General features: G+C 57.3%; 11 protein-coding genes. 1 reads left to right on the top strand and 10 read right to left on the bottom strand.

Annotated features, from left to right (window positions below; translation table 11 throughout):
* Window positions 1-64 precede the first annotated feature (64 nt).
* Window positions 65-964 carry a LysR family transcriptional regulator gene (locus KTT_RS20495; RefSeq protein WP_160146004.1) on the bottom strand — a complete coding sequence of 300 codons (900 nt, stop codon included), beginning with the start codon at window positions 962-964 and terminating at the stop codon, window positions 65-67.
* Window positions 965-1,147: 183 nt separating this feature from the next.
* On the bottom strand, window positions 1,148-1,375 hold the full coding sequence (locus KTT_RS20490) for a hypothetical protein (protein WP_126597758.1): 228 nt from the start codon (window positions 1,373-1,375) through the stop codon (window positions 1,148-1,150).
* A gap of 347 nt (window positions 1,376-1,722) precedes the next feature.
* Here KTT_RS20490 and KTT_RS20485 point away from each other — a divergent pair, with 347 nt between their 5' ends.
* Window positions 1,723-2,949, top strand: coding sequence for an MFS transporter (locus KTT_RS20485; RefSeq protein ID WP_126597757.1), 1,227 nt, complete (start codon window positions 1,723-1,725; stop codon window positions 2,947-2,949).
* 56 nt (window positions 2,950-3,005) lie between these two features.
* Here the strand turns inward: KTT_RS20485 and KTT_RS20480 are convergent, their stop codons facing one another.
* From KTT_RS20480 to KTT_RS20445, 8 genes are all read right to left on the bottom strand, one after another.
* The gene (locus KTT_RS20480; protein WP_126597756.1) at window positions 3,006-3,833 is read right to left on the bottom strand and encodes a M55 family metallopeptidase; all 828 of its coding nucleotides are present in this window, start codon (window positions 3,831-3,833) and stop codon (window positions 3,006-3,008) included.
* A 155-nt stretch (window positions 3,834-3,988) separates the two neighbouring features.
* Window positions 3,989-4,432: an SRPBCC domain-containing protein gene (locus tag KTT_RS20475; RefSeq protein WP_126597755.1), complete on the bottom strand. Its 444-nt coding sequence runs from the start codon at window positions 4,430-4,432 to the stop codon at window positions 3,989-3,991.
* Window positions 4,433-4,798: 366 nt separating this feature from the next.
* Window positions 4,799-7,270, bottom strand: coding sequence for a valine--tRNA ligase (locus KTT_RS20470; RefSeq protein ID WP_126597754.1), 2,472 nt, complete (start codon window positions 7,268-7,270; stop codon window positions 4,799-4,801).
* Window positions 7,271-7,648: 378 nt separating this feature from the next.
* Complete coding sequence (locus KTT_RS20465; protein WP_126597753.1) at window positions 7,649-8,026, bottom strand: nuclear transport factor 2 family protein; 378 nt, start codon at window positions 8,024-8,026, stop codon at window positions 7,649-7,651.
* A 112-nt stretch (window positions 8,027-8,138) separates the two neighbouring features.
* Complete coding sequence (locus tag KTT_RS20460; protein ID WP_126597752.1) at window positions 8,139-9,104, bottom strand: zinc-dependent alcohol dehydrogenase; 966 nt, start codon at window positions 9,102-9,104, stop codon at window positions 8,139-8,141.
* Window positions 9,105-9,165: 61 nt separating this feature from the next.
* A complete protein-coding gene (locus KTT_RS20455) occupies window positions 9,166-10,404 on the bottom strand; it encodes a glycosyltransferase family 4 protein (protein WP_126597751.1) in 1,239 nt (412 codons plus the stop codon).
* Window positions 10,405-10,452: 48 nt separating this feature from the next.
* Window positions 10,453-12,168, bottom strand: coding sequence for a lipopolysaccharide biosynthesis protein (locus KTT_RS20450; protein WP_160146003.1), 1,716 nt, complete (start codon window positions 12,166-12,168; stop codon window positions 10,453-10,455).
* A complete protein-coding gene (locus KTT_RS20445; protein WP_126597749.1) occupies window positions 12,161-13,618 on the bottom strand; it encodes an O-antigen ligase family protein in 1,458 nt (485 codons plus the stop codon). The genes KTT_RS20450 and KTT_RS20445 overlap by 8 nt, the downstream gene beginning before the upstream one ends.
* Window positions 13,619-13,709: the final 91 nt, after the last annotated feature.

The following is a 13,709-nucleotide window of genomic DNA, read 5'->3' as shown; positions in this document are numbered from 1 at the left end:
GGTGGCTGCAAGATAGCCATGATGCCTACACATACAATCAAAAGACAGGTGTTGAGCGCCAGCTTCAGGATGGACGGGCGCTCAAGGGAAACAGGAACGAGAAAAAGGCCTGGGCCGCCCGCGAGAGCTGCTTCTCCGGCCGCTGGATAAAGCTCAATTCAGGCTGTAATTCCATATCCGCCAGAGGGATCTGCACCAGGTCGCCGCTGGCCAGTTCGCGCTGCACGGTCAGAAACGAGACCACCGCCGCCCCCACGCCGTTCATCACCATCTGCTTGATCGCTTCATTATCGGTGAGCGTCAACAGCGGCTTGAAGGCGATATCGCGGCAGGTCAGCTCGCGCTCCAGCATATCGCGCACGCCGCTACCGGGCTCGCGCGCCACCAGCGTATGGTCCCCCAGTTCAGCCGCGCTCACCTGATCACGACCGCACCAGGGATGATTGGGAGGAACGACCAGGATCAGGGTGTCGCGCGTAAAGAAGCGCACATTCAGGCTCTCGGGCAGATGCTCCACCTCGCCCTCAACGATACCGAAGTCCAGCGACCAATCCAGGATATGTTCAATGATCTCCTGTGAATTTAAAATAGAAATGTTCAACGTGATCTGTGGATAGAGCGAGCGGAAGCGCGCCACAATCGATGGCAACAGATAGACGCCCGCCGTCGTATTGGCGGCCAGCTTGATCTCGCCCCGGTGGACATCGCGCAAGGCGGCCAGCGCATCATCCATCTCACGCTCAAGTGAAAACATCCGGCGCGCATAGGACTGCAGCACGCGGCCGGCATGGGTCAGCACGATGCGGCGGCCCTGGCGCTCCACCAGTTCCAGGTGAGCCTCCTGCTCCAGGCTCTGAATGATCTTGGTCACGGCGGGCTGCGTCAGGTGCAGTTCCTCGGCGGCCCGCGTAATATGCTCCAGCTCCGCAACCTTCAAGAAGACCCGTAGATTCTGCAGGTTCATGCTGACAATCCCATCTTTCATGTCGCCGACGACACACAACGCTCATCTTGTCTCTGCATCATAACTAAAAGAATACAATAAATTGGTATTTACCTGGTATTATGGTGCTTTTGTACTAGGAAATGCCGAGACAGAGCGGCGTAAAACCACCGGGCATCCAGTGTTCATGAAAATTGTATTGTACTATAAGAGATTATCGCGGTCGTCCGAATTGATATCGAAATCTGTATTGGCGAACAGAAATTTTTCTCGCAGTATAACGACGTGGGTCCGCAACCTCTCGTCATAGTAGACCGTCAGCCCATACGGTTTCAGCAATACGAGAGCCTGGCGATAGACTCGGCCGGAAACCTGCTCGGCGTTTTGATCCAGACGCTTCAGCAACTGGGGCAATTCATCGAGTGTCATCATCCTCTTCCTCCTCAAATTGGCCTTTAAGAAAACAATATACCATTATTGTACAGTGTATGCGCTTTTACGCTATTTAAATAGCGGCAGATGGTAGACGTTTCCACGCCTGAAATGTTATCATATTAATACAATAGAAGTCAGTATCTCGTGCGATGTCCATACGACAAGCATTGTCCCTCCCCTTACCTCTCTGCTTGTAAAAACCGCATGGCCAGCAAGGATACTGCACAGCCAGATTAGTAAAGACACTCGCAAAGCAACTTTTTTTATTTAGAGAAGGGAGCAGGCGAGCGACCCCACAAGGGTACGCCGCCTGCTCCCCTTTTTTGTTTTTCAGGAGAAAAAACATGGATCGATGGAAAACACGGTTCGGCTTTCCAGAAACACAAGGGGCACATGGCTTCCTGCTTGTCTTGATTATCGATGCGCTGGGATCAGGGATGTATCTTCCTCTTTCCATCCTCTATTTTCAAATTACCAGCGGCTTTTCTTTACCAGCTATTGGCCTGACCCTGACCATTGCGACTATCTGTACGCTTCCGTTAACCTTGCTCACGGGAAGTCTTGTGGATCGATTGGGGGCGCGCAACATCGTGGCTAGCAGCCAGTTCATTCAATGCCTTGGTTTGTCTGGCTACCTCTTCGTTCATACCATTCCCAGCCTCTTTACGATGGCCTTACTGGTTACAGGTGGCGCCAGAATGTTTTACGCTGCGCACACGGTACTCATCGTCGAAATTGCGGTCCCAACGCAACGGGATCGTTGGTATGGCCTCTCAGGAGCTATCCGCAGTGTGGGGATAGCAATAGGAAGTTTCCTCGTAGGCCTTGTCCTGACAACGAAGGATCCAGATATCTATCGTCTCCTGATAGCATTCAGTGCACTATGTTACCTGGCGGCTGGGGGTCTCTTGTTACGTCTGGTAAATCCTAGATATAAGAAAACCAAACAGGCAAAGCAAGCGAGATCGGAAACCGTTTTGAAAGATCGTGTATTTCTCATCCTTTTGATCAGCAATACCACCTTTCCTTTGTGCGCCCTGATGTTAGGAACGGCGCTTCCCATCTATCTTCCCCAGGGCCTTCACGCACCCGCATGGATATTAGGCCCGTTACTGATCTTTAGCTCACTGCTGACTATCAGTTGTCAGACGCTCGTAGTACGTGTTCTGGAGCCGCATCGGCGCACCAGAACAATAGGAATCGCCGCCCTGACCTGGTGCATATCATGCAATCTCTTTGTACTGGCATTATGCATACCTGGCACCCTGATTTTCCCTTATCTGCTACTGGTCGTGGGCCTGCATACATTGGCCTCCTTGATATATACTCCCACAGCAAGCTCCCTGGTCGCTGAACTGGGTGGACCAAACCGACGTGGGCGCTATCTGGCAACATATGAGTTTTCGTGGGGAGTCGCCAATGCGCTCGTACCGGTCCTCTTTACCACCTTATACGCGATCACCCCTGCCTTGCCGTGGCTAATCCTGGCCATCATGAGCGTCATTTCAGGTCTGACGACACTCTGGCTTGAGCGGCAACTTCCCGCTCAAGCCGTACGTATAACCAGATGAATCCATAACCTGACATCCATCCAAGTATCTCTAAAAGGAGTTCCTTAACCTATTCATTAGCGATCGACCAGGGAACGGGTCAGGGTGACGATGGTGACGAAGGTGCGATAGAGATCGAGCAGATTGCTGCCAACCACTTTGACGGTGCGAGGCGCGACGCGATCGACGCCGCGTATCCAGCAGGCCATCTCGGCCATGTCGGCGACCAGGAAAGTGATCTCCAGCGTGACGGGCAGCGTAAATCCTGGCAGTTGCATGGCTGAGAGACTCTCGACGGCGCGCCTGGCGCCCGCCTGTAGCATCTCGCAGGCGACATCGGGATGCAGATGGGAGGCGGCAAAGCGGCCCAGCGAATGCTTGACGATGATCTTTTCAGCCTGCGGAGCGATGGTGGCGGCCTCGTTGGCCGTCGCCTCATCACCGCTGACAAAGATGATCGGGACCTTGTAGTGGGCAGCCACCAGCGCATTGATGCCGGACTCGCCGACGATCTCGCCATTAATGCGCACCTCCCAGATGGCGCCGGGATTATAAGTATGCGAAAGGATAGCGTGCTCGGCGCCAATCGAACCATGATAGCTGACAAAGCAGATGCCGTCAAAGCTCTCGTCGAGGCCCTCCATCATGTACATGGGCTTATGCTTGCCGGTGATCAACGTGGCACGTCCCCCCAGATCCTGGGGATGCAGGTTGCGCATGGCATGATGGGCATCATTGACCACGAAGCTGGATGCACCAGCCTCCTGAGCGCCCGCGATCACCGCGTTCACCTCATTGGTCAGCAGGCGTCGTCCCTGCTCATATTCAGCATTGCCCTCGATGATCTGTTCCCAGGCTACAATCCCGCTGGTCCCTTCAAAATCGGTAGAAAGAAATAGCTTCATAGTGCTCGGTACCCTCACAAAAATAATATGCAACACCTGTAAACTATATCCTCAATTGTAGCATCTAATGAAAAAGAAGGCGATACCTGCTGCATATTCATAGTCAACATAAAGTCCACTATGTAGCTATTCCTCTATGGACATATCGTGTGCGGTTATCCCTCCACCAGCTTTTTCAGGGCTATCAAGACGCTGTTTTCACTCTCTTCAGCTGCTTGTTGGGACTCGGTCCGCTCCTGTGACGCCTGCTCGCGAGGATCATCTTGAATGATAGTCAATGTCATCTGATCACCAATCTCATCTAATCGATAGGTCATGGTGAAATAGTTTTCCGGCCTATCCTCCATTCCTGGATGGAGGAAGAACAGGCTGTACTTCACGCGCCTGGTTGGCTCGATCTCAAGAACCGTCCCCTTTTGCTCAAAGACCTTGCCCTCCCACTCGTTGTGGAAGATGATCGGGCTCCCCACGTGCCAATCGGTGATGAGATCGGTGCCATACTGCCACTGCTTCACCAGTTCCGGCTGCGTGATCGCCGCCCACACCCGGTCAGTTGAAGCATTGATCGTATTTTTTGAAGTTGTCGTGCGAGTAGCCATTGATTTTTCTCTCCTCATACAGAATGTAGAGCTATTTATTGTGAATACCTTCAATCTACCATGAATTCAAGCAAATTCTGGTCCTTTACTCGCGGTTATTTGTCCCCAATTGAAACAGCCTCTGAGAGTCTTATTGAGCCTCGGCACTGACGATAAAATACGTGATTCAGAAGAGTTATGCAGGCGTGTTCAGCAAGAGGCTTAAAACATTGCTCGCCACCACGCGGGATCAGGATACCTCTGGTTAGGAAGGAAACATCGTTGGGGGAAACGTGCGCGCCGGGGAACGAGGCCGCTGCGCGGCAAGCGCCCGCAAGGGGCGCACCTGCAGCGGCGGCGATCTCGTTCCGTAAGGCCTGGCTTCCGCTACATTGAATGTATTGGAGGCAGGGTAAGCTCAACTAGAGTTTGGGATAATGGCTCCTCATGGGGTTCAGAGACGACGATAAATTCGATGTACCGGGTGCGAGTGACGCTTTGCAGATCACTACTGGCGGCCTGCAACATGGGCAACGAGGCGGCAGAGGTCGTAATGCGCAGCGATTCCAGCGGGCCGCCGACGGAGATGCCGAGCTCGGCCTTCTGGCGGCGGACCGAGCGCAGGATCTCAAGCAGGAGTTGGCCCTCGCGTTCGGCCTGCGGATCGAGCCAGTCGGCGGGCGCGGTGGGCCAGGCGGAGGTATGGATCGAGGCGGCACCGTCCCATGACTGGAAGAGTCCCAGGTAGAGCTCCTCTGTGATGAAGGGCAGGTAGGGAGCAAGCAGCTTGAGAACGCCCAGCAAGGCATGGTAGAGCGTCCACTGCGCGGCCCGGCGCCCATCCCCCTCATCTTGATACAGGCGCGACTTGACCAGCTCCAGATAGTTATCACAGAGATCAGACCAGAAGAAGCGCTCGACCTCCATGCGCGCGGCGGCGTAGTCGCCCTGTTCAAGCTCGCGGGTGGCGAAGGTGATGGTCTGCGCCAGGCGCGCGAGCAGCCAGTGATCGGTCGGCAGCATCCCCGCCGGTATGGTAGAAAGCGTGGAGGCGTCCAGGTCGTGCAGGCGGCCCTCGGCGAAGCGACAGGCGTTCCACAGCTTGGTGACCAGGCGGCGACCGTTGGCGATCGACTCGGGGCTGAACGGCGTGTCCTGTCCCGGCTTGACCGAGGTGGCCCAGTAGCGCAAGGCGTCGGCCGATTCCTGCTCAATGACCGTCGTCGGGTCGAGCGAGCCATTGCCCTTGGACTTCGAGACCTTGGTGCGCTCGCTCGACAGACCATGGCCGGAGAGCATAATCTCCTTCCAGGGGACCGCGTCGCAGTGGTAGAGCGCCTTGACGATAGTATAGAAGGCCCAGGTGCGAATGATATCATGTGCCTGCGCGCGCAGGCTGGCCGGAAAATGCTGCCGGAACCAGGCGGGGTCGTCCAGCCAGCGTCCGATGAGCAGCGGCGTGCACGACGAGGTAGCCCAGGTATCCATGACATCCATCTCGGGCTCAAAGTCCATGGCGCCGCAGCGGCAGGCGCGTCCGGGATTGGTCTGGCGAGGATCGATTGGCAGTTCATCCTGCTCGGCCAGCAGCAGTTCCCCGCAGGCACGACAGGTCCAGGCCGGGAAGGGGACACCCAGGAAGCGCTGGCGCGAGATGCACCAGTCCCACTGCAGGTTCTCAACCCAGTGCTCGTAACGGATGCGCATATATTCAGGATTCCAGCGAATCTGGCGGCCGATCTCGATCAGGCGCTCCTTCTGATCCAGGACGCGAATGAACCACTGCCGCGTCTGCAGGTACTCGACCGGAGTGCCGCAGCGCTCGTGGACGCCAATGGTATGCTCGATCGTCTCCTGGTGCAAGATCAGGCCCTGCTCGGCCAGGTTCTGTAAGATAAGCTTGCGCGCGGCCGCCGTGGGTAATCCTGCCAGCGGACCGGCCAGGGCTGTCATGCGTCCGGCGCGATCGATGGCCGCCCGCAGTGGCAGCTGATGGGTGCGCCACCAGCGAACATCGGTCGAGTCACCAAAGGTACAGCACATGACCGCGCCGCTCCCTTTGGCGGGATCGACCAGCTCATCGGCCAGGATAGGGACCTCGATCGTCTCTTGCTGTGAGAAGGCCTTGCTGGCGATGCGCGCTGTTAATCCCAGCAAGGACGCGTAGCGTTGATCCTGTGGATGGACGAAGATAGCGACGCAGGCGGCCAGGAGCTCAGGACGCGTCGTGGCGATCGGCAGCGCCTGTCCGTCTGGCAGATGAAAGGCGAAGGTCGTAAACAGCGTTGGCAGCATCTGATCATCCTGCTCAGCCTGCGCGATGGCCGTCCGACAATCGGGGCACCAGAGCGTTGGCGCGACCTGATCATAGGCGCGACCGGCCTGGTAGAGCTGGATGAACGAAGCCTGCGAGGTACGCTGCGCCTCGGGCGACAGGGTCGAGTAGCGATAGTCCCAGTCGACGCTCAGGCTCAGGCGGCGCAGCAGCGACTCAAAGCCATCCTCGGTCTCCTGCGTCAGGCTCCGGCACTGCGCCAGGAACTCAGCGCGATCCATCTCGGTCGCCTTACGCTTGATCGTCTTCTCAACAAAACGCTCGGTGGGCAAGCCATTATCGTCAAAACCCATGGGATAGAGGACGCGGCGGCCGCGCATGCGCTGGAAGCGTGCGATAACGTCAGTCTGGGTATAAGAAAAGCAGTGTCCGATGTGCAGGGTCCCCGAAACGGTCGGAGGAGGCGTATCGATGGTATAGATGGGACCCGATCCAGCTGGATCAAAGGCGTAGGTATTGGCATCCGCCCACAGGCGCGCCAGGCGGGGCTCAGCCTCGCGGAAATGATAACGGTTGGGCAACATATGGTAGTACTCCTTTATTGTACTAACAAAAAACGTTGCCACATCTCAAGGACGAGGGCAACGCAACTCGTGGTACCACCTTGTTTTGACAACCGACGCGCCCAACCTGGCCATAGTCGGTTATCCTCAAACAGCGCTAACGGGCATCCCCGGAGCATCTTAACGCTGACCACCTTGCGGCAGATCAGTTCAGATACTCGACTTCCGAGCCACGTTCAAGAGGCGTACACGAAGGAGGCTCGCACCCGGTGACCTCCACTCTCTGGCGAATCGTTTCTCTCTACTCCGCTCGTTCAGTGTCTTTATGTTTTTATTGTTAGTATCAATGATAACAAAGCAGAACCTGTATTGTCAATCTATTTACGCCTCAGGCGAAAGTCACCCATCCCACTCGTAGCGTGGAGCAGTCATGGCATATTCACGCAGATAGACGATCTTTTCGTTGTTAAAGCAAGCGATCGATGCTCCCTCAAAGCCAGAACGGTGTCCATCATATGTGCATTCAAAAGTCCACTCAAAGCAGCAAAAATCGTCGCCCTCAAAAAAAGAGGTGATATCCCAGCGATTGACGATGTTGCCCGGAGCAAACCAGGAATCGATCCAGCGACCAACCATGTCCGTGCCTCTATAGGCGGGACCGTATGATTCTATGACCACACACGCTGGATCGAGCGTGCCCAGGATCTGATCGCGATCACCTGCTTTCCAACCTTCAACATAAGTCAGAATCAGATGGTTAAAAGATGAAGCATTCATATTCTTCTCCCCTTTAAAAAAAGCAGCTTTGGTTAGGTAGATGGCATCGTTGGTGGAACGTACGCGCCCGGGTATGGGCCGCTGCGCGGCAAAGCTGGGACAAGCCCAGCACCTACGGCACTCCGGAGGGTATGTACGAAATGAGCACTTTCACGGGATGGATAACGCCTGCGGCCAGCCGTTCAAACGTCGAGATAAGCTCGTGGCGCGTTATACGCACCTCAAACAGATTCTCCAGGCCGGTGGGATGCTGCTGCAAGATGTGAAAATACCAGGCCGCGTGCTGCTGGTAATCCCAGCCGTCGCTTGATCCGACGATCTGCAGTTCCTTTTCGTGGAACTCTGGTGTGAGCGTCAGTGGCTCGACGTTGCCATCGGCAGTGACGCAGATGCGTCCCTGCGGTTGTACTTTTTGCTGCAGGAGCGCGAAGGCCTGATCGCGGCTGGAGCACTCGAAGGCGACAGGATATGCGGAGGTTTCAGCTGGCATGTCCTGTGGCCGCCAGACATGCCGGGCACCGAGCAGACGAGCCAGGGAATGCCTTTCGGGCACGAGCTCGACGACATCTATCTGAGACACACCATAGGCGCGCAGAATGAAGAGCGTCAGCAGGCCAATCGCGCCCGCGCCTGTAATCAGGGCGGTCTCCTCGGGCCTGGGTGCGAGTTTGCGCACGCCTTTGGCGGCGTCGCAGGTCAGGATACTCAGGATGGCCAGCGCATCCGAGATCCCCTGCGGGACCACGATGAGACGATCCTGCGGCACGACCGCGTAGGTCTGCTGACCATAGAAGCACACGACGCGCTCGCCCGGCCGTACACGCCGCACCGCGTCTCCGCGCGCCACCACTGCGCCGACACTCTCATAGCCCATCTTCCGTGGGTATTGGAACGCGTCGCTCGTGCGCGCGTCCCCACGATATACAGGCAACTCGCTGCCGATACTGATGGCCGTCGCGCTGGTGCGCACCAGCACATCCTGTGGACCCAGAGGGGGCAACTCTTCATTCAGCCATGCCAGTTGACCGGGCGCCAGCAGGCATAGGCGCTCCGTCACCTGTTCTTCGTGTATAGTCATTAAGCGACCTGACCTATATATATTTCAAATTATTATCTACATTTAGCTGATTATAGTATATCTAGCTATCAGGTCGCACGGGCGAGGGCAGTGGGAAGTAGACCCCGGTGTGCTTGAGACCGATATGCTGGTACAGGTCGATCAGTTTTTTGGATTCCTCCTCCCAGGTAAGGCCCTGGGCAACGGCGACCAGGGCGTTATCGTGCAGGGTCTGCCAGCGGTCGCAATCGGATACCAGAGTGTTGATAGCCCGGGCTATCTTGAGAGGAGAGAGATCATCAAGGACATGTCCGACGTGGTATTGGTGAATCATCTCGGTGATAGCAGGTAGGCGCGATGAGAGGATCGGCAGGCCCGCCGCCAGGTATTCAAAGAATTTGTTGGGCAGGCAGAAGCGAATGCTCAACGAGTGGTGGGGCGGCAACAGCAGTAGTCCCAGGTCAGCCGAGGAGGTCCAATCCAGCAATTCGGCATAGGGAACCGCTGGAAGCAGCTTGACGCGATCTTCAAGCTGATCATATTGAATGAGATCACGGAGTATATCTGGCGTCTCATCGTAGCTATCCCCCATCAGAACGATGACGATATCGGGCAGGAGGTAGGGGGCGGCGAACACCAGCGCCTGCAGGCCACGATCGGCCTGCAGGTTGCCCTGATAGAGGGCGATGCGCGTGTGCTCAGGCAGGCTCAGCTTTTGCTGCAGGCGCGTATTGCGAACACAGGCACGAGAAGGCGGAATATGGCGCAATACCAGCACTGGGACGCGCCCATATGTATAGAGCAGCAGCGGCTTATAGGCGGGCGAGCCGGTGATGTAGCTATCGCAGGAGCGCGACATGCGGCGGATACAGGCGATAGCCAGCCGGCGCAGATGCGGCCAGCGCCGCATCGCCGGGATGGACATAGTCAGTTCCGGCGTGTCGAAGACGAGCCCTTTCCAGCGCAGACGTGCCACCAGGTACATCGCGAGAAAGGTGTGCTCCACGTGGGCGTGATAGATATCCGCCCGCACACCAAGGAGACGCACGAAACAGCGCACCATCAGGATGATGAGCTTCAGTAGAAACAGCAGCTTGAAGCGGGCCGGAACGAACCAGCTGGCGCAACAGACATGGCGAATCTGAATGCCATCCACCCACTCGGTGGTCCGCCCCCGCTCACAGTTGGCAACCACGTCCACAATGGTCACCTGATACCCCGCTGTCCGCAGGGCGCGGGCATCATTCATCACGCGATGGTTCGTACAGGCGGGCCCCAGCAGATGCATGCAGACGCGACTCCAGGGACGCAGCTTCTTCATACCTTCTTCTCCTTTCACCTCACATGTGATGGCATATCCCGACACAAACTATTTCCGCTTCCGGCCCCCAGGCAGGCTCAGCAACCATAGTGAGAGCGCGTAGCAGGCGATCAGGCTAGCGGTGGCCAGACAGTGGAAGAGCGGCTGGTCCAGCGGTAGCAGCCATTGATAAAGGGCATAGTAGAGGCCACCCAGCAGCAAACCGGCGGCGCATAAAGCGAGATCCAACGGGACAGGATAGAGATGCTGATTGACCAGGCAGGCCAGCAGGGCCAGAAAGACATATGCCAGCAGGGTGGCGCCAGCCGCCCCTATACCGCCAAAGGCCGGAACAAGCAGGCAGTTGCCGCCCAGGTTGATGAGCGCGGCCAATGGAAGCAAGAGCAGATTGAAGCGCAGCTTGCCCCGCAACACAATACCCAGGTTGAAGAATTCAAACAACCCGAAGAACACGTTAGAGAGCGCGATCAGTGGCACAATTGGAGCCGCCAGCGTATATGATGGCGGAAAAAACAGGCGCAGAATATCATTCGCCAGCAAAGAGACGCCGAAGACCATCACCAGCAGGGCAATGCAGTACCAGCGAAAGACGAGGCCGAACAGCTCACGGGCACGCGTCTGCCGAGCAAGGGCATGCAGGGCGGAATACCAGGCCAGCGAGAAAGGCGTAATCACCAGCGGTCCCAGGATATTCCCCAGCGTATAGGCGATCGAGTAGCTGGCCGTCTGTGCGAGCGTCCCAAACGCCAGCAGGAAGTAGCGGTCCGCCAGCTGGAGCACCCAGACAGAGCACGCAGCGGGCAACGTTGACAGACCATAGATCAGCAGGTGCCGGGCCAGTGGCCAGCTGACGCGCCAGCGCACACGATAGTTGAACAGAGTCAGCGAGCCGAGCAGAGCCCCGGCACAGCCTCCACAGGTCGCCAGCACTACCCCGGCGTCCCCCCATTGCCAGACCCCCACGAACAGGAACGTCAGAGCGGGAGTGAGGAGGAGATTGAGCAAGGAGAGTGCGACAAAGGCCGCCGCCCGGCCCCGAGCCCGCAACCAGGTGAAGGCGGGTATCCCCATATTCTGCAAGAACAGCTGCAAAGCCGCCAGGCGAAGCAGCGGCACCCCATCCACCCCGTGCAAGAGCAGGCAAGAGAGTTCAGGAGCCAGGATAGCCAGTAGCACGGCAACGCACAGAGAAAAGGTCGCTACCAGCAGAGTCAGGGTGGTCAATAGGGCATGGCGCTCACATAAACCAGACACCTGTTGATGATACAAGCGCACAAAGGCCGATCCCAGGCCCAGCTGTGCCAGGGGACCCAGCAGAGCCAGCGTTGTAGTTAGCAGTGTCAGCATCCCATAGTCCCGAGCCGACAGGTGGCGCGTCAGGAAGGGTGTTAACAGTAGCGAGCAGAGCGGTGACAGGCACGAAGCGATGGCATAGATGCCAGAGTCGCGTAAAAACAGACGCACCAGCAACGGCCGTACATCCCCCACACCCACTGATCCAGGCATAGTCCGCAGACGTTCAAGATCTCGCACAGCAGGGATCAACCAGGTCGGCTGCTGATCGACGAGGATGCCAGCGGCCGCCAGTTCATGGATTCCCAGGTCAACCGCAGTCGGCATGTCATTGATGCACCGCAGATCCGGGCTGGCGAATAAGGTCGTCGGATCTTTCAGCAGCGTGGCATGCCGTGGCAGGCCACCGCCTCGCGGTCGGCACCATTCCGTCTCTTCTCCATCCTTCTGAGGTGATGATATATTACGCATCGACATACTCCACCTCCCGATCAAGATGTTGGACAGGGCGCCCCAGGCCAGGGGATGCCAGCACGCCCAGCAGCAACCAGCCCATCGGGGCCAGCGCAAAATGGGTCCAACCATTGATACTGATGCTATTGATGCTCAACGTGATGCTGGCGGTCAGGCCAGCCCCGAGCAGCGGGCGGTTATATACGCTCGCACGACGCCAGTTCGTCCAGGCCTGCTTTGACGCGCGCAGCAGCAACAGCATAAACAGCACGAGAACCGGAAATCCAGCCATCGCCGCCCATTCCAGGTAGGAATCATGCGGGTGGGAGAGCGACACGAACTGCTCGGGCACACGATAGGCACTGGACGCAAGTAGGTAGGCCTGGTGACCAAGCCCCACCCCGAACCAGGGATGGGCCTGGATGACGCGTAGAGCGGTACGCCAGGCCGCCACGCGCAGCGAGAGCTCATTATCCCCGCCAGCATGTCGCAACTGTAAGGCCAGTTGGCCGGGGAAGAACCAGACCAACAACGCCAGTGCGCAGATCACCATCAACAGAACAAACAGGCGATAACGCAGAGAGCCCACCAGGTAGAGGAATGCGCCAAGGCCACACAGAAACGCCAGCCAGGCGCCGGTACTGTAAGTACACATCAGAGCCAGCACGAGCAGAGGCAGCGCCAGCAACCAGCACAGCTTCTGCCACCAGCGCCGACTGCTCACCAGCAGTCCCAGCGGGAGGAAGGATAGCATGGCGAAAAAGGCCCCATTCCAATTGGGATCGATAAAGAACGAACCGGCCCGGTGCGTATCGCTATCTAAAAGCTGGTAGTAGGCCACATCCGTTCGCGACAGAAAATCATCCACCCGCGCGGACGCGAACAGGATCGTGCCGGTCACGCTCTGAAAGAGGGTATGCAGAGCCAGCGCCACAGCCAGCAGGGTAAACAACTGGAAGAAGCGACGCAGGCTGGCCGTATCGTGACCGACCTGCAGGCCTAACCAATACATCAGCAACGCACCCAGAATGTCACTGGGATAGAAAGAGGCGGCATCATAGAGCATCAGCGATCCGCCCCGGAAGGCAGGATAGAGCGTCAACATGAGAAAGGCGCTCCAGAGTCCCGCGCCGCGCAGCCGCATCCAGGGATGGCGCTGCGAACGCAGCAGGTAGCACAACAACAGGTAAGCGACGGCCAGCACGGGAACAACCAGGTGCAGACCCAGGTACCAATCCAGGTACAGATGCAGCGCCAGCAGCAAGACAACCAGCAGCGCATCCAGGCGCAGCGCGGCGATCATCCCCAGCGCGAGCATTCCCAGCGCTACAACAGAGGCCAGGGGACCCAGCCAGACCAGTACCCCGCCAATCACTGGCAGGCTCCCCACAACACAAAACAACCACTTCACAGAAACATAGCGCCCGGCAGTCAGCAGAGAGGACCGCCACCCCGCACAACAACTCATCCAACCTCCTGATAAAGATCAGTTTCAGACATACAACCATCAACAACAAAGAACCTTGCCAGTTCTGCAACGCCACACGAGCCTCCAGGCG

Source organism: Dictyobacter aurantiacus, assembly GCF_003967515.1.
Classification (GTDB): Bacteria; Chloroflexota; Ktedonobacteria; order Ktedonobacterales; family Ktedonobacteraceae; genus Dictyobacter; species Dictyobacter aurantiacus.
The sequence above is the reverse complement of the archived record's forward strand: the minus strand, read 5'-3'. Positions and strand labels throughout refer to the sequence as shown.